We start from the raw sequence: 23,357 nt of genomic DNA on the forward strand, positions 1-23,357 counted from the left end.
TGATTTCCTTACCCTGACTATTTTACCGGTTGTTCTAGCTGCAATCTGGGTGGAAACTGCTCAAAAAAACGAGACTATTTTGTCTTGTTTAAGTTATTATAGTCTCATGGATAAGTCAATCCAGTCCCATGAGTCAATTGAGCCAGTCCAAAACTATGTCCAAATCTAAGCAAGCCCTGCTGAATACAGCGGCGGCTGTACTGGCACGAAATCCAGGGGCTTCCCTGAGCGAAATTGCTGCCCAGGCAGGTATTGGGCGTGCAACACTATATCGTTACTTTCCATTACGGGAGGTGCTGATACGAGAATTGGCAATGGCGGCGATCATCGCTATCGATCAAGTCACGGCTGAGGTTCAAGCCCAAAACCTGTCCAGCGATAAAGCACTACTGGAATTTCTTAAAGGAGTTGTGCCTTTGGGAGATCGCTTTCATTTCTTAGCTACAGAAATATCCGCTTACCAAGATCCAGAAGTGAACGCAGCCTATGATCGCCAGTTAAAAGAGTTAGATGTATTTGTCCTCCAACTCAAACACGATAGTGTGATTGCCCCAGAAGTCCCCAATACCTGGGTGACGATGGTGATGGATTCTTTAATTTGGACGGCTTGGTCTGCGGTCAACAGTGGGGATATTGCCCCTAATGATGCTGCCATTCTGACTTATCGCACATTGCTGAAAGGACTGAGCTACAGCGTTCATATCGAAAGTTTAGATTCTGGAGATCGGTGATGAAAAAAAACTTCACCATATATGGTCGTGCTTTTGGAACTGTGGCGATCGTCGTTGCAATCACAACAGGAATTCTCACCTCAGTTTATTATCTCACTCGCACCCAGGCATACGACTCAACCATTGATTCCCAAGGGGCATCGACAAGGCCAGTATCGTCAGTTAAAACCTCACCGACTCAATCCTCGCGAGCATCGCTAGTGAAAGCCTCACCTGCTCCATCCTCATCAACATCGCTAGTTCAAACCTCACCTGCTCCGTCCTCGCGAGCATCGCTGGTTCAAACCTCACCTGCTCCATCCTCATCAACATCGCTGGTTAAAGCTTCACCTGCTCCATCCTCATCTGTTTCAGCATCCTCTACTCCAGATCGATCAACAGCAAAATCTACAGAGTCAGCTCAAAGAGCCAGGATAGAAACCGAAGTAACCCTCACCATCGAGCAACAACCACCTGAGCAGCCTCTGACTCCACCTACAATATCTTCCATCGAATCTGGAGGGTCAAACTTGCCTGATGCGGTACAAGTTGCGAATAAACCTGCTGCACCCACTCATCAGTTGAGGCAAGAAGGGACCATTCAACTGGTCGGCATTGTCAAAGAAACCCGCATTCAAAATAGTCAATATGCTCAAGATTTAGAGCAGCTTTGGCTTCAATATGCTGAGTCTGAGACCCTCTTTAGTCTCGAAAATACGGTGGATAATAAAACCTACGTGGCTTACCTCAACTATTCAGAAAATCGCGATCGCTTCACCATCATCATCGGTCATCGGGTCGCTACTTTTGATACGGTTCCTGCGGGTCTGAGCCAAATCACCATTCCGACCACAACTTATGCCCAGTTTAATATAACGGGTAATCTGGATGAGGCGATCCCCAAAACCTGGGAAGCGATTGAAACCTCGAACCTCAAGCGAGCGTATAGCACAGACTTAGAGGTCTACGATTATCAGCAAGAAAACGTTGCCGAAATTTGGGCTTCAGTCAATTAAATCTACTTCAAAGAGAGGAAAAAAATAATGACGATCGCAAACGCAATGCCCGTCCTGCCAGTCAAAGCATACACATCCCAAATGTGGTTCGATAGAGAAATGGCTACTATCTTTAGCCGTACTTGGCAGATGGCAGGCTTTATTGAAGATCTAACTGAGTCTGGTGATTACCTTACTGTTCAAGCTGGATTACACAATATTTTAGTCCTGTTGGATGATGACAAACAGCTCCGCGCTTTTCACAACGTCTGTCGCCATCGTGGTACTCAATTACTGCGGGCTTCAGGCAAACGCAAGAAATTCCTCACCTACCCTTATCATGATTGGACGTATAACCTCAGCGGTGAACTCAAGGCTGTGCCTGAGCGTAAAGAGCAGTTTCCCGATCTTGACCTCAAAACTCTGTGTTTGCATAGGGCAGCAGTGGGCACCTGGCGGGGGATGATTTTTGTCCATCCCGACCCGAATGCGGATGACCTATTAGATTGGTTTGGCCCGGTGGAACCTTATCTTGGCCCCCATCAACCGGAAAATTTGGTGGAATATGTGGAAGGTCGTGCCCGCCATGAAATTAATGCCAACTGGAAGATTATTGTTGAAAATTACATCGACGGTTACCATCTGGCTCATCTCCATTCTGAAACGCTATATAGCGCTTCGCGCTAGGGAATAGGGAATAGGGAATAGCTTGTATGGCTTAGGTTCTAAGGTTTCAAGCTGTACCTCATAAGAAACGCTATATATGTATGCCCATCAACACCAAAAAACGGGATTTGTTGGCGATCACTTTCACTTTTTTGAGCCGCTCTCATCCGATTATCTAGATGGGATTGAAAATAATGCCCCGCTGCCCCTCATTGACCATATTCCTAAAGATAAAATTGGCGCTTATGTACCCATGCTCTTTCCTAATTTGGGGTTAGGCGAGGCGGAATCAAGCTGGAGTACGTTTCAGGTGATTCCAGTAGCTCCCAACAAGTCTATTGTCGAAGTGCGGACTAAAGTGATGCCAGTTTCAGACTGGAAATTTATGCAGCAGGAATGGAAATCCTGGAATTTTTTCAAGAATTTTAAGGGGGATAAGTATAGAACAGAAGATCCAGAAGATCCATTGGCTTCGGGTGATTTTATGGTAGAAGATATCTATGTCTGCGAGCAACAGCAGCGATCGTTTAGCTCACCCTATTTTGCGGTAGGGGCGATCGCCAAAGATCTCGAGCAATCTGTTTATCAGTATCAACGCAATATTCAAGCCTTTTTAGAAGGTCGGGAGAATTAAAGACACTAATCCTTGAGTTGCTGCTAGATCTTTCCTCTATTGCTTATTCGCTTGATCTCTATGCCTCTTGACCCCTCCTTAATTTTATCTTTGTTGCAAGTGAAACGCTCGGAATTTAAAGGCTTAGAGTCCCAAGTTTTTGAGAAACTACGACCCTATCGCCAAGCCCTTTTGCATCGTTCTAGGGAAGTGGTTGAGCGATGTAAAAGCATTGAGTTAGTGGATGAGCAGGATTCGATTTATGCTGAACCGTTGGAAAGGGGCGATTGCGGTTGGATCGTGAAATCGAATCTGGTTTGGCAAAATCGAGAACAAAGCTTACAGTGGGTGCGCGATCTCCTCACGGGAATTCCCACATTTGCTGTTGATGGTTCCCAAATCTATCCGAGCAAGGACTTTTCCCTACCCATCGCGGTGATTCAAATTGGCTGGTTTGAAAACTTTCATCGTGGGGATGGGGACTATGAAAAAGATGTCGCGGTAGATTTAATTACCCCCAATCAATTTGCCGCTCTGGAGAAAGGGGAATCCTTGGATCGCCTGGTGAACCGTCGCCGTTTAGAATTGGAAGTGCGCCGCATCATCGATTATATGCACGTCCACAGCCATCAATCCTCGCGCCTAGTATTTTATGATGGTTCCCTGATCGCCAGTTTTGCCCAAACCTTCGATCGCGCCACCTATCAGTGTTACCTCAAAGCCTTGCGTCAATTATTGACCGCCACTCAACAGCATCAAATTCCCCTGGTAGCCTATATCGATACTAGTGTTGCTGAAGATACCACGCAAATGCTGCAACGGGTGTTAGGATTACCTCCTATTTCTGGAGTTAGCGATCCGCAACTCCTTAATCCACTGATGGAATGGGGCGATCGCACGGTTCTCTGTCGCTGTTGTCGTCCTGGTATCCTCCGCGACTATCAAGAGCAAGCGAATCAAGTCACGTTTACCTATCTGAAAACCCATGCAGGATACCCAGTGCGCCTGGAATTGCCCTTCTGGATCTTTGAAGCGGGGTTACTGGAGCAAGTGATCGACTGGGTACGCGCAGAAGCTATTATTGGGCGCGGATATCCTTATGCGATCGAAACCGCCGATCAAGTCACCGTTCTCCGCAGCGAAGATCGTAAACTCTTTTACCGCCTTCTCCAAGATTGGGCGGAACAGGAAGAGATCCCGTTTCGACTCTCCCGGAAAATGGTCAGCAAAGCCCACCGGCGTTAGAGGAGTTATGAGTCAGGATGAAAATCGAAGAAAATTTACGGGTTGCTTCTTCTAGACTACACGATAAATTTATACAAAAACTCATCGTTTTCAATCAAGAACCTGAGTTTTCATTAACTGCTTTAATTGAGAACTATGTAATCATGAATTATCCGGTTAAATTAGAGCAAATCAACCAACTCAAATCTTGGTTAGATGAATTTAGACCCTTTGACTGGGCGATCGTGACGGAACTGAAAAAACTCTATGATGTTCAGTTTACCTATAACTCAAATGCCATTGAAGGGAATACGCTAACCCAAAGTGAAACTGAGTTAGTCTTAACGAAGGGAATTACGATTGGGGGTAAGACACTTGATGAGCATTTGGAAGTGATTGGGCATAAAGAAGCGATCGACTATATTGAAATGTTAGCCCAGGTGGATACGGAAATTAATGAATGGGAAATCAAACAAATCCACAATCTAATTCTGCGAAAAATAAACCCCAATGAAGCGGGGAGTTATCGCACTCTAGATGTGATGGCAGCAGGAACGAATTATCGTTATCCTCCCCATTATTTACTGTCTCAACTGATGAGAGATTTTGTGATTTGGCTCAATTCAGACTCAGCTTTAAACCTTCATCCTGTGGAATATGCAACCCAGGTACATTATCGCTTTGTTTCTATCCATCCTTTTCGGGATGGCAATGGACGAACAGCTAGATTATTGATGAATTTACTATTACTTCGTGCAGGATACCCCATTGTTGTCATTCATAATCAAATCCGCAATGATTATATTAATGCTCTGGTGTATGGACAACACAATCAAGATGATTTGAGTCAGCTTTTTGATTTGATTTGTGATGCGACGATTCGCTCACTGGTGGAATTTTTGCAGGTGTTGGTTACGGCAGGTGCGAGTCAAAATAAGGGGCAAATTTTTTATCAGCAAATTACTGATTTTATGGATCGGATGAGTGAATCTCTAGACTAACAGAACAGACATGATGGTTGCTCATCTCTTAGTCTAGATTGGCTACTACGGGAAAATAGTAAAAGGATAGCTCAACTTAGCCAATTCTCCAAGTTCAACTCTTTAATCCGTCTCAAATCTTCATCTCGCGATACTACCGTTAACCCCTTAACGATTGTTGTTTTTGTGCTCGATACAAACCAAAATTATCAATAATGATGGCATCTTGGCGCATAATGAGAGAAACAATATTAGTATCTAACAGATAGCCCATTGCCCTTGATTATCGTCCCTCAATCGCATCAATCAGCTCATCTAATTCCTTGGGACTCATGTCTTTAGCTGCTGTTGCCCAAAGATGCATGGCCATAATACCATTACAGCGATCGCGCAAATCCCGATCCGCGATCGCCGCAAATATCTCGAGTAAATGGTTCTCTTCAACCGTTTGAAAAATCGTCTCTACCATTTCCTGAGCGACTACATCCTATCGATAAAACTTTTCGAGCGCAATCAAATCCTCAACAACATCCACAATTCGTTGGCGTACCCATTCCCGATTCCCGGTTACCACAGATATAACTCTTCCCTCTTCATTTTTAACTCATTACACCTTAGATACTGCTAGGGGAATATGGGGCTTAAAGTTCCTCAAAGCGATACAAAACGACCCCCGTTTGAGGATGATTATCCACCGTCACATAACCCTTTTTCAACATCTCCAGTAACAGGTTTTCCACCTCATCAAAATCTAAACCCGTATCCACCACTGCTTGAGTTACAGAAATCTCTCCTCCTCGTGCAGCAGCCGCTTTAACTAATTTCACCTTAGTGGGTTCTGGCGCTTGTTTTTCAGTCACCTCTACCACTTCACAGGGAATCGTCTGAGGACTCAACGGTACACCGGTTGGAGATAACCCATGTTTGAGCCGATATTTGAGGTTATATTCATCAACCATACCGGGAATAAAAATCAAGTCAATAAATTGACCAATCCCAAACAGGCCGAATGTACAGCACCAGAGAATACCTGTAGCGATTTTGCCATTATACAGGCGATGAATACCATTGGCTCCAAACATGCCGAGGAGCCAGAGTAGATAGGTTGTGCTAACCTTATTCATGGGTTGAGTATGGCGAGTATTTTGGAAGCAAAACTTGTGGTTTATCCTATGCTAGCACGAGAAAGAGTGAGAGGTGAGGAGCGATCGCGGAGATCGCTCCTCACTCCTTTCAGCTCGTCCTTTAAGATACGCTATAATACTCGGTCTTGGGATAAACACTGATAATCAGATCGCCTACTTCAAAGAACAGACCTTCTTTTTCCGACTTAGAAAACTTCAGATCCCCTGATTTAGCTGAGAGTTCATCGGCAGTATAGGCAACAGCTTCTAACTCATCCGGAATGAGTCCCGTTGCACCAATATGAAACACCAACGGCGAAATCTTGTCTCGATAAAGGGTTTCTAAGGCTTGATTAACCTTCCTCAATCCTCCAGTCAAGGCTTCCACAAATTGCTCGGTTTCCACCGTTTCTCCTTGCCATTTTTTCTCCAGTGAGCTAACCAAATCAGCCGCACCTAACTCCTGCAAAAGTTCAGTTACACTGCCATTTTTTTCCAAGCCCAGAAATTCGTCAAAAATGGGCTTCATCAAGTCGTCTACCTTCGTCACTTTTGTGCGCTTCGATAACGTCTTGTAACCAAACACGACCGGTGTATCTAGACTTTGGGCAAAGGTTGGCTTATCTAACTTTTCTCCCGTTTGGCGATCGCAGACTTCATAAAACCGATCTAAAAACTTGTTGGCTGAATGCAATTGACCCAAATTGAGAATTTCACAATTTCCTAACTCAATTTTATAGCTCACCCGCGAATCCACTTTACCGGTATTCAATGCTTCTTCTAGATCGGAATATTCGGTAGTTGTGGGAAAATTCAGATACAAACTCTTGGATAAATAATGCTCTTTCAAGGCAGCCAGTTGATCGGCAGTATAGGTCTCAGATACTTCTTTCAGATGGGCAGAAAAGAGACTCGATAATACCCGCAAAATGGCTAATCGAGAAAAAATTCCCTGCACTTGAGTATAATCGGCAGCCATGGGCACAATCGGTAACTGGGTTAAGTCGATTTTGTATTCTGTGTTAAAATCAAATTGGTCGGCATCAGTCAACAGATTCTGTTCTTTGAAGACCTTAAAGACTTTGGCATTACTAAATTTTACCTTGAAAGTCTCAACATTTAACTCCCCATCTCCAACCAGAGTATAGTTGTTATAAGATTTCAAGTCATTGAGCAGAATCCCAGCAACTTCTGTAATTGGGGTTTTATCCTCAGATTTAACTAATTTTACTGGACGGGTAATCAGTAAATTGATGGTTGCGGTATTGCGATTAATGTCAAATGACCCCATTTGCACATAGTCGCCACTGTCCACATATTCGGTTTTCAGCCAAGGTTTGACTAGGTTGCCTTCTGCATCTCGCTGCCCAGGAATACGCTTGACTCCCCGGCGTTGATAATGATCTTGGAGATGTTTGAGATTGAGAATGATTTGGTCTTTGTGGGTCTCGAATAACTGAATGAGCGCTAAAATCGGCAAGTTTTTGTTGATGGGGACTTCAGAAAGAATCTCGCGATCGCCTAAACTCTGAGGATCGTAAATAGCTTTATCTAAGTCTTGGGAAAATTCAACCAGTTGGCTATTGGTAATGGCTTTACCGTGACGCTGAGATAAGGTGGCATCAAAGGTGCTGACGAGGGCATATTTAGCCAGGTTTAAGTTCCCATCAATGAGTTGCGCTTTTGCGAAGGTAAATACGGATTCATCGGTTTGCGCTAGGGGGATATCGGTTAATTGCTCAAATTCGGCTTCGGTGAGTTTTTGATATTTATAGAAAATACCATCATCATCGGATTTAAGCCCCAAAATTTTCAGTTTGCCAGCATTGCCATTGAGCTTACGAGCGCTGTGGGAGAGGAAGAGTTGATAGTCATATTCTTTGAAGAGGGGTTCTTCGATCGCTTGGCCGATCGCCTCCCCTAAAACCTTGGACGTGTTGTAGAGTGAATCATAGACCTCTTTCACTGTGCCAGCTTGGACGCAAGTTCCAGACACCAGGTTGGCTAAACGAGAGAGTAACTTAAAGTCAGAACTGGCAGAATAGGCGATCGCGTTCAGAAAAACGTTATTCTGGTTTAGATTCTGACAAATTTGTTCTAGAGTTTGCACTTCCGATCGCACATTCGGATGATTCGCATAACCATCACTATGCAGGGTAATGCCCGTTAGCTCATCCGGTTGAATTAACTCAGTTGCCAGTTGCAGCGCTTGGGAAATGCAGGTTGCACCAGAAACGCGAATGTTTTGAATGTCCTGAATATAGGAAGAATTGAGCTTCATCACCTCTTGAATGGGGACGCGCTGGAAGTGCGAGATCAAATTTCCTTGGGAAGAATAGGAAATTAGGGTGACCACCAGTTGGGAATGGGTGTATTCTTCTAGAGTCAGGAGCTTGATCAGGGTTTCCTTGAGGGGGTTGATGTCATGGTACATTGAGCCGGAACGATCGATGACAATAATACTATGGGCGATCGCCTCCACTGCTTCCGTATTCGAGTTCTCTTCCTTCTGACTTAACGGTTGGCGATCGACCCGATAATAAGCCTTTGGCTCACCTGCTTGGTTGTAGAGGACAAACTTAGTTGTCGGTGCAGGGGTCAATTCAGCAGCGTTCTTAACCATAGGTTATCCAAGCCTCTTGCATCATTACCTCCCTATTCTAACCAATGTTGATTATTTTGTCAACCTAACAATTGGGGTTATAATCCACCCCTTGACTCTCCAGTTGGGTGGAGTGTTTACACTCTAGGCAATGAATTGGAGGGCGAAGGTTATGCAACAGCAAACGCTACAGGTAAAAGGCATGTCATGTGCCGGTTGTGCCCAACGGGTTGAAAATCTGATTCAAGGCATATCAGGGGTTACGAACTGTTCCGTTAACTTTGCTCTTAGGGAAGCAAGCATTGAATATAGTCCCCGTGCGGTTAGTTTAGATCGGATTCAACAAATAGTCGCAGATGCGGGATATCAAGCCCATCTTCCTTCAGAGGAAGAGGGGGAAGCACACTCCGATCTAGAGCGACAACAGTTACAACAAAAACTCTGGCTGGGGGGAGCGGTTTCCGTTCTGTTAGTGGTGGGTTCTTTCCCGATGATGACTGGACTTTCGATACCAGGTTGGCCCCATTGGCTCCATAACCCTTGGTTGCAATGGATAGTGTCAACTCCGGTTATGGTTTGGTGTGGTCATTCGTTTTTTGTCGGAGCCTGGAAAGCCTTTCAGCACAAGAGTGCGGATATGAATAGTTTGGTGGCTTTGGGAACCGGTTCAGCCTATTGCTATTCCTTGTTTCCGACCCTATTTCCTGGATTTTTTGAGGCTCAAGGACTGAGCGCAGATGTGTATTATGAAGCAGCCGTGGTGATCATTACCCTGATTTTGTGGGGGAGAATGCTGGAGCATCAAGCCCGATCGAAAACTTCATCAGCCATTCACGCTCTGATGGGCTTACAACCGAAAACAGCACGGGTAATGCGGAATGGGGAAGAGCAGGAAATTCTGTTAACCGAGGTGCAAGTGGGCGATCGCCTCTTGATCCGTCCTGGCGAAAAAATCCCCGTCGATGGTAGAGTCATTCAGGGTTCCTCAACGGTTGATGAATCCATGGTTACCGGGGAAAGTATCGCCGTGGAGAAACAGCCCGGTGATGAAGTTATTGGCGCAACGATCAATCAAACGGGTAGTTTTCAGATGGGAGCCACCCGTGTGGGCAAAGATACGGTTTTAGCGCAGATTATCCAGTTGGTGAAAGATGCCCAAAGTTCTAAAGCACCCATTCAGAAATTAGCCGATCGCGTGACTTCCTGGTTTGTGCCTGCGGTTTTAGCCATAGCTGCCATCACCTTTCTCACCTGGATTCTGTTGACTGGCAACCTCACCCTAGCCATGGTAACCACCGTCAGCGTTTTAGTCATTGCCTGTCCTTGCGCTTTGGGGTTAGCCACGCCCACCTCGGTAATGGTGGGAACCGGGAAAGGGGCACAACAGGGAATTCTGATCAAAGGGGCGGAAAGTTTACAACTTGCCCATCAGGTGCAAACCATTGTTTTAGATAAAACGGGAACGCTGACAGAAGGGAAACCCACAGTTACCGACTATATCACCGTTTTGGGAACCGCCCACGGCAATGAATTGAAACTTTTGTCCCTAGCAGCCAGCTTGGAAAAATCCTCTGAGCATCCCCTAGGAAATGCTGTAGTGGACTATGGAGAGCGTCAAGGGGTGAAAAAGAGCTTGAGCGATCCGGAGCAGTTTCAGGCGGTTCCTGGCTGTGGCGTGCAAGGTTATATTTCGGATCGCCTCATCCAACTGGGAACTCGGCGATGGATGGAGGAGTGTGGGGTTAATCTGGCGGTGAAAACGTCTCAGGGTGTGCCATTGAGCGAGTATCAGGAGCAGTGGGAGAATGCCGGAAAAACGGTAATTTGGATGGCAGTGGATGGACAGGTGGAAGCGATATTGGCGATCGCCGATGCGCTCAAGCCCTCTTCAGAAGCTGTAGTTAAACGCCTACAGCGCATGGGGTTAGACGTAGTGATGCTCACAGGAGATAATCAGAAGACAGCAGAGGCGATCGCCTCACAAGTCGGTATTACCCAGATTTTTGCCCAAGTGCGCCCCGATTCCAAAGCCGATACAGTGCGCCAATTGCAACAAAACGGTAAATTAGTCGCCATGGTTGGCGATGGTATCAATGATGCCCCTGCCTTAGCCCAAGCCGATGTCGGCATAGCCATTGGTACAGGAACCGATGTGGCGATCGCTGCTAGCGACATCACCTTAATTTCTGGTGACTTACAAGGCATCATCATCGCCATTCAACTCAGCCATGCCACCCTAAACAATATCCGCCAAAACCTATTTTTTGCCTTTATTTATAACACCGCCTCCATCCCCATTGCAGCCGGTATTTTATATCCCCTTTTCGGTTGGTTACTCAATCCCATTATTGCCGGGGGAGCGATGGCGTTAAGTTCCGTTTCGGTAGTAACCAACGCCTTACGATTACAGAAGTTTGAGCCAAGAGGCTGACTAGAAACCGGGTTTGTGCCCAACTTTGTCGTTCCTATCCCAGATTCTCAGAGAAACCCGGTTTCTTTGCCCCTCAGCCAAGACGAGAAACAATTCTATAGTGCTTTATATTGCTCCAATACTGATATACTCAGGGATGGGAGTTCTCGCGATCGTCACGGTAACATCCGATCCCCCCCCCGACTAATCCTACATCGCCTTGGAGGACACTATGGAAGAGGTAGAGACTCGTTTTGAGGTGCGTTTGATCCAACTTTCGGAACAAGTGGATCGGTTAACGAAAGAACAGGAGAATATAAAAGAACAGCTTGCAAAAATAAAAGCGTCTGGTTTATCCGATACGAAACCTACACAATCTACTTCCCCTGCTGACACTCAACCCTTACAGTCAGGAACTCAACTCGATGCACCCTCAAACGACATCCCCTTACAATCTTCTTCTGGACAAAGTTATGCACGGTTAAAATATCTTCTCAAATGTGGACATTGGCAAGAAGCAAATGAAGAAACAGTCTTTCAATTACAGAAATTAACTGACTCTGGATGTTGCAGCGATATTTCTGAAAAAGACTTAGCAGAAATTCCTGCTGAGGATTTAGAGATTATGGATCGTCTTTGGTTCCAATACAGTCATGGTAAGTTTAGCTTTAGTATTCAAAGTCAAATCTACCGAGAAATCGGAGGAACTGAAGACTCTAGAGAGATTGTCTTAGAGGACTTTGGAAAGATTCTAGGTTGGTACACAGATAATGACGGTTGGATGAGTGAGGGTGATTTAATCCTTGATCTCGAACAAGCACCAATAGGTCACTTTCCTTACATAGAAGAACTGGATTTAGATCTCTATAAAATCTTACTGTGTCGTGAAGAATGGTCTGAATTTCAACCTATTTCCGAAATGGAAGTACAGATAAAACTGCTTGCCGAAAAAGAAAGAATCAGATCGTCTGACGTGTACCAAGAAGAACTTGCCAGGGAACGGGAAAAAGAGCGAGCAACTCTCATTGATGCCTTTTTACAGGACAAATTTACCGAAATTGATGAAGAACTCTTAGCCATCAAGCCAAAAATGATTTCCCTTCCCACAAGCAAGTTTGTCAAGACATTACTGAAACTCCGCAAATGGTCTCGCGAACAACTTCTAGAATATTTACAAATCTCATAAGCAGTTTAGAGTTGCGAGTTAACAGAGCTAGGCAATTCTGACGAATTGCCTAAAGTGACAAAAGAGGGTTACTTGCCCAAACCATTTTTATTACAAGCTATCCAATATCTGCAAATATTTCAGCGTTGTAGAGCGCCAAGTCCACTTTTCTAGTTTAGATTTGACCAACTTCATATCTATTGGCTCTCTCTTTTCATTATAGTGGTTCTTTAGGGCTGCATAAAATGACTCGACATCATTATTGGTAAAAAAAGTGATGTATTCATGAATTTGATACAGCTCTGCAATTTCTCTGAAAGGTGTAAGATCTGAACATATCACTCTTTTTCCCTTCTGAATAGATTCAATCACTGGAAGACCAAAACCTTCATAGAGGGAAGGATAAACAACAAGATTACAATTGACATATTGTTGTTCAATGTCCTTTCTAGACAAATAGCCTCGCGCAATAATGGTATCCTTGAAAACATCCAAATGAGAGAAATAAAATTGTCTAGCTAACTCGCTATAAGAGTTTTCCATCTCTTGATTTTTTATGAATTTTTCCGTATTCTTACCGGTTAATATCAATTGACATTTACATCCGTCTTCTAAAAGCTTCTTGAACGCTTGAAATAACAGAAGATGATTTTTGTTGCCTTTACTAGACGAAGGATAATAGATAATATAACCATCCTCTAAAGTTTTTTCATTGGCTCCATCTTCATCAACACAAGTATCATCACTACAAACATCAATTGCATTTTGGGCATAATAAAGCCGTTTTTTTCTAGGATATTTTTTTCTCACCTCATTAAAGCTAAACTTTGAAACTGCGATCGCCGATTCAACATTCTTGATTGCTTTTTCAATGAAAATATCTCTGATTTCAGGGACTTTTGTCAAAGGTTCTTGTTGCATGTGTAATCCATACAAGTCATGAATTATCACAGCTTTAGGAATATTTAAATGGATTAAAGCATTCATTTTCTGATCGAAACACCCGGCATGGGGAAAAATTAGGTGAGTATAATTTCCATTACGTATTACCTGTACCAAGAATAGATGGCGATACACCCTATTGATTAACCCATTGAGCAACCGCCTACAAAATTTAAATTGCTTATTGGGTAAACTTTCAACCTGAATCAAAGATGTGTGCTTAAACTCTTCAATATATTTATTTTGTACATATCGAGGGACAATAATACCGACTTTAATATTTTCTAGGGCCATATTTTGGGCTAATTTGACTAAGACATAATCTACACCTCCAGGCATAGGTCGGTTATAGTAAAAGAGTATTCTTTTTTTTATCACAACTCTTGAGATCTTAGGAAATATTATCGATCAATTTCAAATATTTTTGAGCAGAAATTTTATCAGTAAATTGCTCCAACCACTCAGAGTCAACAGCTAACCTCTGACCTGATAATACCCTTAAAATTGCCTCAGCTATAAACTGACTATTTCCTACGGAGACTAACTCGCCATATTGACCACCCGCTAAAATTTCTTTGGGGCCACTAGGGCAATCTGTACACACAACTGGAGTTTCCAATGCTAACGCTTCAACGATCACATTACCAAAACCTTCCCAAATTGAAGATAATACATAAACGGCTGCTTTTTTAATATAAGGATAGGGATTATCAACAAAACCAGTAATTGCTATATCTTCTGCTAAACCTAATTCTTGCCCCAAAGCAAGAAGCTTTTTCTTTTCTCGGCCACTCCCCAAAATGAGCAGTTTTGCCGGTTTGATTGTTCTGACTTGAGCAAAAGCAGAAATTAAGGTGGGAAAATCTTTTTGTGAATCTAATCTGCCTACGCCTAAAATGACTGGAGGTTCTCCGGGTTGAAACCAAGGGTGGTCTAAAGGCTCTTCAGATTTGACGAGCATTTGAGGTGTAATGACTGGATTATAAATCACTTCAATCCGTTCTGTTGGCAAACCGGTGACTTCTGCTAAATCTTGAGCCACACCCTGAGACACTGCCACAATACCATCGGCCCAAGGATAAAAGAGTCTGGCTAATAAGGGTGACCAGCGGTCGGTTTGACAACGCTGGGCATGAACTGAAAGAGTATTATGCTCTGAAACAATCACTTTAGTTGCACTTAAGGGTAATGCTTTTGCCCATAAGGCAATTTCATTATTATAGTGAAGACTTGAAAGCAAAGTTTTAGGTTTGTCTTGTTGTAAATAGCTGGCTAATTTAGGAAGACTAGCGAGCATACGAGGTGCTTTCAAGTCTACAATCCTGACTTTTGAGGGCACTTGATTTAAGTAAGGGCCAGCGACAGTATTCATGACTAAATCTATATTTAGCCCTTGCTGCACAAAGTTTTGCATCAAATTGACCATTACCCGTTCAGCACCACCACCATTAAGCCAACGCAGATAAATTGCGATATGGGGTCTTTGTTCTGACACAACTACACTTATCTACTACACCAACGGCGTTATCGGCCATTTGAGTCAGATTCTTGCACTCGCTTTCTCCAAGCAGACCTCCCAGATAATGTCGAAATCCAGTTTTTTGTGCCTTAGTTCTCAACAAATCGTCAAATTTTTGACTTCATCTGTCAAAAAAAGGAGGCATCGCTGATGGAGGAGTTTCTTTCATCACCCAAATAACAACTTGAAATAGCCTATATTAAACGATTATAACTTGATTTGATCATTTTCCTTGTTTAAGTCCCGTTAAGTCCTTTATTGATGCACCAGAGGCTGACACTATACTCTATAACAGCGCTGTATCTCCCTATCTACATATCCTCCCATCACAGCACAAAGCACTGTAGCGCAGCATCCAGGGACAATAATTTTCATTTCCAACATAAATTCTCAACCGATCCGGAATGGAAATGGGTGAGGGTGTTGCTACTCTTACGACAATTTTGGCAGCCTTTCCCTACAGCCTGCCAAAATTGCTGAGTATTTGTGTAGATTTCATAATTTATTGGTCAGATAAATAAACCTGGCTTTAAAAATAGGGATTTCTAGGGGTCTCCCCTTGTGCTGGTTCTGTATCTTTGACAGAGTCTTTATTTGAGATGCAATCTAAATTCAGCAGCTTTGCCGATGGCATGGCTGAGGAACTGGCATATGCTGAATATAGGGTAAAAACAAAGCCTACTAAACGCCGTGAAGTTTGCGTGCATCTGTTGAAGCAAAAATAATCATTATTAATGTTGAAGACGGCGGTTAAGTGGGCAACACCAGATAACACAGAACAGAAGGAGCAAACCTCATGAAACTTAATTCTATTCAAACTCTTATCGGTACTGCTGCAACTACCGCTTGTCTGCTGAGTATGACCGGAGTTGCCCAAGCTGGAAGCTTCTACAACGGTTGGAACTACGCTCGCGACTACTCCAATGATGGTACTGGTGGCTATTCATGGGTTGATGGGCGCAAAGTATCAGGCTATGAAATGTATGGCATGGCAGTTCACCAAGAGGGAGACACCATTACCGTTGGAATTAACGCCAACCTAGCGTTAGATGGAAGATATCATAGTGGTGCGAAAGACAAAAACATCGGTTGGGGTGACTTTCTCTTCAGCGTCGGTGGACAAGAGTATGGTATTCACTTCGCCGAAACCAACGACTCCTTTGGACGGGGACTCAAGAATGCCGCTCAGGATACTGCTCAGGGAACCAATCCTCTAGGTCTGTATAAAGACATTACCACCAAAAATGTTAGTGCCAGAAACTCGGGTTGGTCTACCATCCAAAAGCATTACAATCACACCAAAAACCGCAGCCTGAATGTTCAAGATCGCAATGCTGGTATCAAGTCTTTCGGCGATTTTGATGCCTCTGAAACTTCTTTCTACACAGCCAAGCGTGGCGCTCCCACCTCCATTGCCTCTGGAACTAAAGTCGAAAACGATAATTTCCAACTGCTGAGTCAGAGCCAACTGAGCAGCTTAGGCTTAGACTTTGGGGGCGCTTTTGGAGTCGGCAACAATAAGCTGGGAGCTACAACCTTTGGCTTTAGCTTCACCAGAACCCCGGAAATGCTCGGTGAGTTTGTGGCTCATCTGTTCGCTGAATGCACCAATGATGGGATGGCTATAGAAGGTATTTTTGAAGAAGTCGCTACTGTTCCCGTTCCCGAACCCACTGCACTCACTGGTTTAGCTCTCGTCGGCTTAATGTTTGCTGGTGCAAAGCTGCGTAAACAAAGCTAAATAAGCGTTTTGGGTTATCAGGTGACCCATCGCTGGTGCGATCGCCGCCCCAAGGAATAGTAAAGTGAGTTGTTGTAGACTAGAGACAAGGTGTACCTTGTCTCTAGTTGTTTGCATATGCCAATTCAAATTCCGATTGACGATCGCCAAATTGCTCAGTTCTGCGATCGCTGGAAGATTACGGAACTGGCATTATTTGGTTCGGTCTTGCAAGAAAATTTCGATCGCGATCATAGTGATGTTGATGTCTTAGTTTCCTTTGCCGAGGATGCCCGTTGGACGTTGCTGCATTTGGTGGATATGGAAGATGAGTTACGGAAAATATTTGCCAGAGATGTTGATTTAGTGGAACGTCAAGGAATTGAGCAAAGTCGAAATTATCTGCGGCGCAAAGCAATTTTAAGTTCTACTCACACGATTTATGCAACCTCGTGAGATTCACTACTTACTAGATATGCTCAATGCAGCTAAGTTAGCTCAGGACTTTGCTTCAGGTATTGCGTGGGAAGATTTTGAAGCGGATCTCATGCGCCAAGCAGCCGTATGACTCCTAATGCTTAGAATGACTCAAGAAGGATCTTTCAAAAGCCTAGGGTTTTCAGGGCGATCGCTTGTGCGTCTGGCATTTGTCCGTAACTGAACACATAAGGCACAGTATCGGGCAGTTGGGGACGCAGAATTTCCAAGATATAGGGACTGCCATAAATGACCAAGGCTTGCAGATGATGGGTTTTAAGCAAGGCTTCAAACCAGGCGATCGCTGTTTCATTCAACGTGGAACTCCCGCGAAAGGGATGACCGCGAACAAACAATTGTAACAAGGTTGGTTCTTGACCTTGGGGGAGTAAACTGGGGGTATGACGGTCTACGAGCTGCAACCGATATCCCTGGGCTGCTGGCATCAGAATGGCGGGCGCGGGTTTTGCCAATACGGAACAATCCAAGGCATCATCGACAACTATTAAATTACATCCTCCTTGGGGATTGAGGGGCAGATGTCCACCCGTTTCCTGGGCATCTTGGAGGATAGACTGCACGGCTTGGCGGGGTTCTGGGTTGCCCAGACTTTGGGGAAATTGCGGAGAATCTGGTCTCGGTTTAACCTTTTGTTTGGCTTGAAAAATGCGCTCTACGGAGGCTTCGATGCGTTCTGGAGCAATTTTTCCGGCTCTGACGGCGGCACAGACGGCGGCGATCGCCCCTGGAGGATCTTGGGGCATGAGCAGAATATCAGCGCCTGCTTGCACGGCTAAAACGGCTGCCTCGTTATTGCCATAATGCTGGGTAATGGCTCCCATCACCAGAGCATCGGTGACAATTAAACCGCTAAAGCCCAACTCTTGACGTAGTTTCTGGGTAAGAATTTTGGGAGATAACGTGGCTGGATATTGCTCATCCCAAGCCGGAATCTGCAAATGGGCGCTCATAATGCTATCGACTCCAGCGGCGATCGCTCCCTGAAACGGGGGTAGCTCAATCTCGGCTAACCGCCCTTCCGAATGGGGAAGCACCGGTAGTTCTAAATGGGAGTCTACCGCCGTATCTCCATGGCCAGGAAAATGTTTAGCTGTAGTTAAAATCGGATAGGGTTGAACTCCTTCAATATAGGCGGCAGCTAATTGACTCACCCGTTGCGGTGTTTGGGCAAATGCTCGCACATTAATCACCGGATTTTGGGGATTATTATTCACATCTACCACAGGCGCATAGAGCCAATTTAAGCCGATCGCGATCGCCTCTTTTGCCGTCATTTCCCCCATCTGTTGGGCATAGTGGCGAGCTGCTTGGAGTGATTTTTTGGCGATCGCCCCTAGTGCCATGGGAGGCGGAAAATGGGTAGCGCCACTAAAGCGTTGTCCCACTCCTTCCTCCACATCTGCACCCACCAAAAGGGGAAACATTGCCCAACTCTGCAAACGGTTAATGCGATCGTGCAGTTCCGCCGCACTTCCACCCACTAAAATCACGCCACCCACGCCCCACTGGGCAATCCAGGCTTTTAGGGTATCCTTCGGTGGTTCCCAATCAGGGTAGCGGATTTGATGATCGAATAAATAGCCACTTGCCCGAATGACGACCATTTGGGCAACCTGTTGCTCTAAAGAAAGAGAAGCTGGATCGGGCAGATGAAAAGAATAAGTTGAATGTACCATTGCTCTACACCTGCCTGACAGCTTTACTCATTGTCTTCAGCGGAGACAATCTTTTCTGAGTCCTCATCTTCGAGGGGATGATGCTCGTGGGAAATCTGGTTAATCAGATGCAAAAGGCGATCGCCCCTTTCCAAAGAGGTATCTTCTAAAAATACCACCTCTGGAGTGCGCCGTAACTGCATCCGATGGCCGAGTTCATAGCGAACATAGGGAGTTGCAGACTCCAATCCTTCCATGGTTTCGGCTTTTGCTTCTTCCGTACCGTAAATACTGACGAAAATTTTAGCATGTTGCAGATCTCCAGAGACATCCACATCAGTAACGCTGACCATACCCGCCCCTACTCGGTCATCTTTAATGCCATGAAGCAACATTTGGCCGACTTCGCGTTTAATTTGGGAGGACACGCGAGAGACACGACGACTGTTAGCCATAAGACTTCCTCCACATTTTGGGGTGATTAGCGGTTATTTTCTCGGGTCTAAAGTCCGAATCTGGTTTGATGCGATCTTCACACCGGAGCTAATCCTAGCATAGCCCGTAATGTCAGGGTTAGGAAGACTAAGCTGGAAACTAGAAGTCCCAAAGTGGCGATCGCCGTTACGGGAGTGCGAAAGAGCGGCTGGACAGATTTGAATAAAAAGAAGAAAATGCCTAGCGTGAAGGTAATTAAGTACCGAGGATAGCGCGATACGTTCTGAAAGAAGTCTCCCATGGGATCGAGTTTAGAGTGCCAAAAGTGAACAGGTCTCTAATTATTCTACCGCCTTTGAGTAGATACAACCCGATTGCCGATTGCCTATTGCCCATTCCCTAGTGCCTCACTCTTTTTCGCTTGCTGCCAGAGTTCCTCTAGTTCGTCTAGGGTATATTCGGATAGAGGGCGATCGCTGATCGCATCAACGATGCTTAAGCGTTTCAAAAACTTGCCATAGGTTCCGTGTAAGGCTTCCGAGGGATCTAACTCTAGCCAACGAGCGAGAGTAATCAGGGTAAATAGCACATCTCCAAGTTCTCCTTGTTGAGCGGCTTTATCCTCATGGGCGACAGCCTGTTTCAATTCAGCTAGTTCTTCCTCAAATTTACCCCAAACTCCCTCAATATCATCCCATTCAAAGCCGGCCGAAGCTGCTTTTTTAGAGATTTTCATGCCTGCGGTTAGGGGCGGCAAAGTCGATGCATATCGCTCTAATTTGCTGATAAAGTTAGGCGCTGCTCCTTTTTCCGCTGCTTTAATGTCTTCCCAATTTTGTCTAACGTCTTCGACACTTTCCACTTCAACATCAGCAAAGACATGGGGATGGCGACGGATCAGTTTGTCACTAATGCCATCAGCGACTTCTTTCAGGGTAAAGTCTCCATTTTCTTGGGCAATTTGGGCTTGCAAAACCACTTGCATGAGTAAATCCCCCAATTCTTCGGCGATCGCCCTTTGATCCCCTCCCCGAATGGCATCCACCGTTTCATAAGCTTCTTCAATCACATGGGGAATCAGGGATTGGGGCGTTTGCGCTAAGTCCCAAGGACACCCTCCAGAGGGCGATCGCAACTGGGCAATGACTTCAATCAGCCGTTGCATGGCTTCTAAGCTGGAGGCGATCGATGATTCGGAATGACTCATGTTTAGGGAATAGGGAATAGGGAATAGGGAATAGGGAATAGGGCAAACCCACTCCTAACTACCATAAACGATAAACTTGGTAGGTATTGTAATGGAACAGATGTGGACACTCTGGACGCAGAGGTGACTCATTATTTATTACTCCGTTTTCTCTTAGTCGGTTTACGAGCGGTGGAGCGACGACGGGGGGCACTTTTACGGCTGGGGCGTTTTTTCCATAGGCCAGACCAGCCATATTTTTGATAGCGTTTGTAAGTAGAACCGATATGATCGCCTAAAATATGGCTAATCGATCCTAGCTCTAATCCCACAAATAGGGCTAATCCAGACCAGCGATGTTCTTTTAAAGTCCTCCCGATCCATTCACCTAAATCCGTCCAACCCCAAGCTATAGCAGAGAATTGAACGGCGATCGCCCCGATCGCGAATCCGAATACAGCTATCCAAAAGAGCAAATAAATTACCCGCACCACCGTTCCAATCAGCACACCATGGGAGATAAACGAGCGATGATGTAAGCTCTTTTGATACGGTATCCACAGCCAGCGAAACCATCCCCAACGCCGAAAGGGGCGCGATCGCAAATCCAGATCCGGACTGAGCATCAATCCCCCAAACAGAAATCCCCCCGCTACCCATAGAGTTAACTCACTACTGCGGGTGATCGCTAAAGTCGCTCCAGTCACAAGGGGGAGACTCCACAGGGTAATGCGATCGTGGGTAGCACCAGAAGGCATAAAAATTAATTCAAAAAAAGCTTGCGTTATCTAATCCAGTTTGCTACAATAGGTTCTTGTGAGTCAAATGGGGGCGGTTAGCTCAGTTGGTAGAGCGCCTGCCTTACAAGCAGGATGTCACTGGTTCGAGCCCGGTACCGCCCATTCGTCTTCAGCTTCTACTAATCCTGAACCCTAGCTAGCTCCATCGTGCTTTTAAGTCAAGGGGCTTATACATATTTCACACAAGCATAGTTTAGCACCAGAAAACGAAATGGGACAGAAAGAGGTCACCATAAGACAGATGATTCTGTTGTGGTCACATGACCTCCTGGTTGGCGCTGAACACCCCCAAGATTTCTCTCAGGGATAACACTTCCCACTGTACCAAAGCATCTGGTTAACAAGATCTCAGATGGGTTCTATAGCAGAGAAAGGGATAGTTAGGACATTTTCTATTGCGATTCGTGCCTGTTGCTAGAGTGCCTTAAACCATCACCTAAGTGTCCTAACCAACTCCTTTTCTGCTACATAACTATATATTCCTAATCTTCATGATCTTCAAAGGGATCGTCTAGGGCTTCCGAGGGCGGCCCAAACGAGGTATATAACGAAACACCGGTTAACGCCAAGACAATTGCTACAATGCCGATATTAAGAACCGTTGCAGTTTCCATAGGTTTTTGAACTAAGATATACTATCCTTAAATATAGTATTACAAAAATTTACATTTGGGGGCGATCGCGGCGACCAAGATTCCTTCAGGATTCGCAGTTCTGCCAGACCCAGACCAGTGTAAAATCAGAAAATTGAAACGGAAGATAGGAGACCTATGGCACAACGTACCCGTTTAGGAGAGATCCTCAGACCCTTGAACTCGGAATATGGTAAGGTAGCCCCCGGCTGGGGAACCACCCCCCTCATGGGAGTGTTTATGCTACTCTTTTTAGTCTTTCTGCTGATTATTCTCCAAATCTACAACTCATCTCTTCTTCTGGAAGGATTAGACGTAGACTGGACAACTCTCGGTCGGTAGAATACGGCAATCATAATACAGTAACCAACGTTTACTCAGAACGTTTAGTGATTCCTGAAAACTCGGTTTAGTCGATAAACCGGGTTTTTTTACAGCGCTTTGCGCAGCAGAAGGGTAACGGGAAAACCGTTTTTCACGCGAGTTAATTTAGGAGAACAGAAGAGCATGAATATTTTTGGCATTGGTTTACCGGAAATGGCTGTGATCATGATTGTGGCTCTGTTGATCTTTGGGCCAAAGAAATTACCGGAAATGGGCAAGGCGATCGCCAAAACCATCCGTAGTTTCCAGCAAGCCTCGAAAGAATTTGAACAGGAATTTAAGCGCGAAGCTGCCCAAATTGAAGCCTCGGTAAAAGAGCAACCGAGCATTCAACCCAGTGTTGAAGTGAGCAAAACCCCTGAAAGCGAACCTCAAGAAACGTCAACAGCAAGTAATAATTCTACCTCAACTAGCTAACGAAGAACCATGAATAGCGAGCGATCGCCAAATCCCAAACCGCAACCCGCTCTCGCGATCCCCCAACTGATTGTCGGTTTAGGCAACCCAGGCACTCAATACGATGGTACTCGCCATAACATCGGCTTTGACATCATCGATGAATTAGCCCGGCGCTGGAATGCCTCCGGGAGTGCCAACAAAAAATTTCACGGATGGTTTGCTGAAGCGCCCTTTGCCAACGGGCAGAAATTGCGCCTGCTCAAACCTTCCACCTATATGAACCGCTCTGGGCAATCGATTCGCGCAGTTATAGATTGGTATAAACTGCCGCCCAATTCAGTCCTCATTGTCTATGATGATATGGATCTACCCGTGGGACGGATACGGCTGCGCCTATCCGGTTCCGCTGGAGGTCATAATGGCATGAAAAGTGCGATCGCCCACTTAGGAACCCAAGACTTCCCGCGTCTGCGAGTGGGGATCGGCTCCTCCAAATCTCCAGACACCGGGAGCAAAGACACCGTATCCCATGTTTTAGGCAAATTTTCCCCATCAGAAGCCAAAATCATCAATGATGTACTTCCAGGAGCAACCGATGCCGTGGAAATCAGCCTCAAACAAGGGATAGAAAAAGCAATGAACTTGTACAACAACCGACTGTTTGCTGCATAGTGAAGAGCGATCGCAATATCAAATTT

The 23,357-nt window shown here is 45.1% G+C and carries 25 protein-coding genes, 1 tRNA gene and 1 pseudogene; 15 read left to right on the plus strand and 12 right to left on the minus strand.

What is annotated here, in order from left to right:
* Positions 1 to 155: 155 nt before the first annotated feature.
* The 6 genes from J7529_RS09920 (at position 156) to J7529_RS09945 (ending at position 5,209) form a co-directional block, all read left to right on the plus strand.
* Positions 156 to 731 (plus strand): TetR/AcrR family transcriptional regulator, encoded by a 576-nt coding sequence (locus J7529_RS09920; RefSeq protein ID WP_318728842.1) that lies wholly within the window; start codon positions 156 to 158, stop codon positions 729 to 731.
* Positions 731 to 1,726, plus strand: coding sequence for a GyrI-like domain-containing protein (locus J7529_RS09925; RefSeq protein WP_318728843.1), 996 nt, complete (start codon positions 731 to 733; stop codon positions 1,724 to 1,726). Before J7529_RS09920 ends, J7529_RS09925 begins: the two co-directional genes overlap by 1 nt.
* A 27-nt stretch (positions 1,727 to 1,753) precedes the next feature.
* Positions 1,754 to 2,392, plus strand: a complete 639-nt coding sequence (locus J7529_RS09930) for an aromatic ring-hydroxylating dioxygenase subunit alpha (protein ID WP_318728844.1) — start codon at positions 1,754 to 1,756, stop codon at positions 2,390 to 2,392.
* 76 nt (positions 2,393 to 2,468) lie between these two features.
* Positions 2,469 to 3,005 carry an RHO alpha subunit C-terminal catalytic domain-containing protein gene (locus J7529_RS09935; RefSeq protein ID WP_318728845.1) on the plus strand — a complete coding sequence of 179 codons (537 nt, stop codon included), beginning with the start codon at positions 2,469 to 2,471 and terminating at the stop codon, positions 3,003 to 3,005.
* Between the two features lie 60 nt (positions 3,006 to 3,065).
* Complete coding sequence (locus J7529_RS09940) at positions 3,066 to 4,229, plus strand: DNA double-strand break repair nuclease NurA (RefSeq protein ID WP_318728846.1); 1,164 nt, start codon at positions 3,066 to 3,068, stop codon at positions 4,227 to 4,229.
* 17 nt (positions 4,230 to 4,246) lie between these two features.
* On the plus strand, positions 4,247 to 5,209 hold the full coding sequence (locus J7529_RS09945; RefSeq protein WP_318700695.1) for a Fic family protein: 963 nt from the start codon (positions 4,247 to 4,249) through the stop codon (positions 5,207 to 5,209).
* A 262-nt stretch (positions 5,210 to 5,471) separates the two neighbouring features.
* Here J7529_RS09945 and J7529_RS09950 read toward each other — a convergent pair whose 3' ends face one another.
* The 3 genes from J7529_RS09950 to J7529_RS09960 form a co-directional block, all read right to left on the minus strand.
* Positions 5,472 to 5,657, minus strand: coding sequence for a hypothetical protein (locus J7529_RS09950; RefSeq protein ID WP_318728847.1), 186 nt, complete (start codon positions 5,655 to 5,657; stop codon positions 5,472 to 5,474).
* Positions 5,658 to 5,829: 172 nt separating this feature from the next.
* Positions 5,830 to 6,312, minus strand: a complete 483-nt coding sequence (locus J7529_RS09955; RefSeq protein WP_271937415.1) for a TM2 domain-containing protein — start codon at positions 6,310 to 6,312, stop codon at positions 5,830 to 5,832.
* Between the two features lie 121 nt (positions 6,313 to 6,433).
* Entirely contained in the window at positions 6,434 to 8,935 is a 2,502-nt protein-coding gene (locus tag J7529_RS09960; RefSeq protein ID WP_318728848.1) for a vWA domain-containing protein, read from the minus strand.
* A gap of 151 nt (positions 8,936 to 9,086) precedes the next feature.
* On the opposite strand from J7529_RS09960, the gene J7529_RS09965 reads away from it, so the two are divergent.
* Both J7529_RS09965 and J7529_RS09970 read left to right on the plus strand, forming a co-directional pair.
* Complete coding sequence (locus J7529_RS09965) at positions 9,087 to 11,345, plus strand: heavy metal translocating P-type ATPase (RefSeq protein ID WP_318728849.1); 2,259 nt, start codon at positions 9,087 to 9,089, stop codon at positions 11,343 to 11,345.
* Positions 11,346 to 11,556: 211 nt separating this feature from the next.
* The gene (locus tag J7529_RS09970) at positions 11,557 to 12,510 is read left to right on the plus strand and encodes a GUN4 domain-containing protein (protein ID WP_318728850.1); all 954 of its coding nucleotides are present in this window, start codon (positions 11,557 to 11,559) and stop codon (positions 12,508 to 12,510) included.
* A gap of 90 nt (positions 12,511 to 12,600) precedes the next feature.
* On the opposite strand, the gene J7529_RS09975 is transcribed toward J7529_RS09970, so the two are convergent.
* The 3 genes and pseudogenes from J7529_RS09975 to J7529_RS09985 form a co-directional block, all read right to left on the minus strand.
* The gene (locus J7529_RS09975; RefSeq protein ID WP_318728851.1) at positions 12,601 to 13,770 is read right to left on the minus strand and encodes a glycosyltransferase; all 1,170 of its coding nucleotides are present in this window, start codon (positions 13,768 to 13,770) and stop codon (positions 12,601 to 12,603) included.
* Between the two features lie 52 nt (positions 13,771 to 13,822).
* Entirely contained in the window at positions 13,823 to 14,926 is a 1,104-nt protein-coding gene (locus tag J7529_RS09980) for a glycosyltransferase (RefSeq protein WP_318728852.1), read from the minus strand.
* A 13-nt stretch (positions 14,927 to 14,939) separates the two neighbouring features.
* Positions 14,940 to 15,119, minus strand: a pseudogene (locus tag J7529_RS09985) (IS701 family transposase); the annotation flags it as partial.
* Positions 15,120 to 15,746: 627 nt separating this feature from the next.
* Between J7529_RS09985 and J7529_RS09990 the strand changes: the two are divergent.
* The 3 genes from J7529_RS09990 to J7529_RS10000 all read left to right on the plus strand — a co-directional run bounded on the left by J7529_RS09990 (position 15,747) and on the right by J7529_RS10000 (position 17,238).
* Positions 15,747 to 16,691, plus strand: a complete 945-nt coding sequence (locus J7529_RS09990; protein WP_318728853.1) for an XDD3 family exosortase-dependent surface protein — start codon at positions 15,747 to 15,749, stop codon at positions 16,689 to 16,691.
* A 117-nt stretch (positions 16,692 to 16,808) separates the two neighbouring features.
* Positions 16,809 to 17,126 carry a nucleotidyltransferase family protein gene (locus J7529_RS09995; RefSeq protein WP_318701988.1) on the plus strand — a complete coding sequence of 106 codons (318 nt, stop codon included), beginning with the start codon at positions 16,809 to 16,811 and terminating at the stop codon, positions 17,124 to 17,126.
* Positions 17,113 to 17,238: a hypothetical protein gene (locus J7529_RS10000; protein WP_271937371.1), complete on the plus strand. Its 126-nt coding sequence runs from the start codon at positions 17,113 to 17,115 to the stop codon at positions 17,236 to 17,238. Before J7529_RS09995 ends, J7529_RS10000 begins: the two co-directional genes overlap by 14 nt.
* Positions 17,239 to 17,272: 34 nt before the next feature.
* On the opposite strand, the gene J7529_RS10005 is transcribed toward J7529_RS10000, so the two are convergent.
* The 5 genes from J7529_RS10005 to J7529_RS10025 form a co-directional block, all read right to left on the minus strand.
* The gene (locus J7529_RS10005; RefSeq protein ID WP_318728854.1) at positions 17,273 to 18,844 is read right to left on the minus strand and encodes a glycoside hydrolase family 3 N-terminal domain-containing protein; all 1,572 of its coding nucleotides are present in this window, start codon (positions 18,842 to 18,844) and stop codon (positions 17,273 to 17,275) included.
* Positions 18,845 to 18,867: 23 nt separating this feature from the next.
* Positions 18,868 to 19,278: a 30S ribosome-binding factor RbfA gene (rbfA, locus tag J7529_RS10010; RefSeq protein WP_271937369.1), complete on the minus strand. Its 411-nt coding sequence runs from the start codon at positions 19,276 to 19,278 to the stop codon at positions 18,868 to 18,870.
* A gap of 77 nt (positions 19,279 to 19,355) precedes the next feature.
* On the minus strand, positions 19,356 to 19,559 hold the full coding sequence (locus J7529_RS10015; protein WP_271937367.1) for a DUF751 family protein: 204 nt from the start codon (positions 19,557 to 19,559) through the stop codon (positions 19,356 to 19,358).
* Positions 19,560 to 19,643: 84 nt separating this feature from the next.
* Complete coding sequence (mazG, locus tag J7529_RS10020) at positions 19,644 to 20,465, minus strand: nucleoside triphosphate pyrophosphohydrolase (protein ID WP_318728855.1); 822 nt, start codon at positions 20,463 to 20,465, stop codon at positions 19,644 to 19,646.
* A gap of 131 nt (positions 20,466 to 20,596) precedes the next feature.
* Complete coding sequence (locus J7529_RS10025) at positions 20,597 to 21,202, minus strand: metal-binding protein (RefSeq protein WP_271937365.1); 606 nt, start codon at positions 21,200 to 21,202, stop codon at positions 20,597 to 20,599.
* A 71-nt stretch (positions 21,203 to 21,273) separates the two neighbouring features.
* Here J7529_RS10025 and J7529_RS10030 point away from each other — a divergent pair.
* Positions 21,274 to 21,346: transfer RNA gene (locus J7529_RS10030), tRNA-Val, on the plus strand.
* A 380-nt stretch (positions 21,347 to 21,726) separates the two neighbouring features.
* Here J7529_RS10030 and psbN read toward each other — a convergent pair.
* Positions 21,727 to 21,858, minus strand: a complete 132-nt coding sequence (psbN, locus tag J7529_RS10035; RefSeq protein WP_271937363.1) for a photosystem II reaction center protein PsbN — start codon at positions 21,856 to 21,858, stop codon at positions 21,727 to 21,729.
* Positions 21,859 to 22,014: 156 nt separating this feature from the next.
* Between psbN and psbH the strand changes: the two genes are divergently transcribed.
* From psbH to pth, 3 genes are all read left to right on the plus strand, one after another.
* Positions 22,015 to 22,218: a photosystem II reaction center phosphoprotein PsbH gene (gene psbH / locus J7529_RS10040; RefSeq protein ID WP_271937362.1), complete on the plus strand. Its 204-nt coding sequence runs from the start codon at positions 22,015 to 22,017 to the stop codon at positions 22,216 to 22,218.
* A 165-nt stretch (positions 22,219 to 22,383) separates the two neighbouring features.
* The gene (locus tag J7529_RS10045) at positions 22,384 to 22,677 is read left to right on the plus strand and encodes a TatA/E family twin arginine-targeting protein translocase (RefSeq protein WP_318728856.1); all 294 of its coding nucleotides are present in this window, start codon (positions 22,384 to 22,386) and stop codon (positions 22,675 to 22,677) included.
* Positions 22,678 to 22,686: 9 nt separating this feature from the next.
* Positions 22,687 to 23,331 carry an aminoacyl-tRNA hydrolase gene (pth, locus tag J7529_RS10050; RefSeq protein WP_271937360.1) on the plus strand — a complete coding sequence of 215 codons (645 nt, stop codon included), beginning with the start codon at positions 22,687 to 22,689 and terminating at the stop codon, positions 23,329 to 23,331.
* The last annotated feature ends 26 nt before the right edge of the window (positions 23,332 to 23,357 follow it).

Source organism: Roseofilum sp. Guam (assembly GCF_017746735.1).
Lineage (GTDB): Bacteria > Cyanobacteriota > Cyanobacteriia > Cyanobacteriales > Desertifilaceae > Roseofilum > Roseofilum reptotaenium.

Coding starts and splice junctions, on each gene's coding strand:
- J7529_RS09920 (WP_318728842.1), top strand. CDS start 156: ATGTCCAAATCTAAGCAAGCCCTGCTGAATACAGCGGCGGCTGTACTG.
- J7529_RS09925 (WP_318728843.1), top strand. CDS start 731: ATGAAAAAAAACTTCACCATATATGGTCGTGCTTTTGGAACTGTGGCG.
- J7529_RS09930 (WP_318728844.1), top strand. CDS start 1,754: ATGACGATCGCAAACGCAATGCCCGTCCTGCCAGTCAAAGCATACACA.
- J7529_RS09935 (WP_318728845.1), top strand. CDS start 2,469: ATGTATGCCCATCAACACCAAAAAACGGGATTTGTTGGCGATCACTTT.
- J7529_RS09940 (WP_318728846.1), top strand. CDS start 3,066: ATGCCTCTTGACCCCTCCTTAATTTTATCTTTGTTGCAAGTGAAACGC.
- J7529_RS09945 (WP_318700695.1), top strand. CDS start 4,247: ATGAAAATCGAAGAAAATTTACGGGTTGCTTCTTCTAGACTACACGAT.
- J7529_RS09950 (WP_318728847.1), bottom strand. CDS start 5,657: ATGGTAGAGACGATTTTTCAAACGGTTGAAGAGAACCATTTACTCGAG.
- J7529_RS09955 (WP_271937415.1), bottom strand. CDS start 6,312: ATGAATAAGGTTAGCACAACCTATCTACTCTGGCTCCTCGGCATGTTT.
- J7529_RS09960 (WP_318728848.1), bottom strand. CDS start 8,935: ATGGTTAAGAACGCTGCTGAATTGACCCCTGCACCGACAACTAAGTTT.
- J7529_RS09965 (WP_318728849.1), top strand. CDS start 9,087: ATGCAACAGCAAACGCTACAGGTAAAAGGCATGTCATGTGCCGGTTGT.
- J7529_RS09970 (WP_318728850.1), top strand. CDS start 11,557: ATGGAAGAGGTAGAGACTCGTTTTGAGGTGCGTTTGATCCAACTTTCG.
- J7529_RS09975 (WP_318728851.1), bottom strand. CDS start 13,770: ATGCCTGGAGGTGTAGATTATGTCTTAGTCAAATTAGCCCAAAATATG.
- J7529_RS09990 (WP_318728853.1), top strand. CDS start 15,747: ATGAAACTTAATTCTATTCAAACTCTTATCGGTACTGCTGCAACTACC.
- J7529_RS09995 (WP_318701988.1), top strand. CDS start 16,809: ATGCCAATTCAAATTCCGATTGACGATCGCCAAATTGCTCAGTTCTGC.
- J7529_RS10000 (WP_271937371.1), top strand. CDS start 17,113: ATGCAACCTCGTGAGATTCACTACTTACTAGATATGCTCAATGCAGCT.
- J7529_RS10005 (WP_318728854.1), bottom strand. CDS start 18,844: ATGGTACATTCAACTTATTCTTTTCATCTGCCCGATCCAGCTTCTCTT.
- rbfA (WP_271937369.1), bottom strand. CDS start 19,278: ATGGCTAACAGTCGTCGTGTCTCTCGCGTGTCCTCCCAAATTAAACGC.
- J7529_RS10015 (WP_271937367.1), bottom strand. CDS start 19,559: ATGGGAGACTTCTTTCAGAACGTATCGCGCTATCCTCGGTACTTAATT.
- mazG (WP_318728855.1), bottom strand. CDS start 20,465: ATGAGTCATTCCGAATCATCGATCGCCTCCAGCTTAGAAGCCATGCAA.
- J7529_RS10025 (WP_271937365.1), bottom strand. CDS start 21,202: ATGCCTTCTGGTGCTACCCACGATCGCATTACCCTGTGGAGTCTCCCC.
- psbN (WP_271937363.1), bottom strand. CDS start 21,858: ATGGAAACTGCAACGGTTCTTAATATCGGCATTGTAGCAATTGTCTTG.
- psbH (WP_271937362.1), top strand. CDS start 22,015: ATGGCACAACGTACCCGTTTAGGAGAGATCCTCAGACCCTTGAACTCG.
- J7529_RS10045 (WP_318728856.1), top strand. CDS start 22,384: ATGAATATTTTTGGCATTGGTTTACCGGAAATGGCTGTGATCATGATT.
- pth (WP_271937360.1), top strand. CDS start 22,687: ATGAATAGCGAGCGATCGCCAAATCCCAAACCGCAACCCGCTCTCGCG.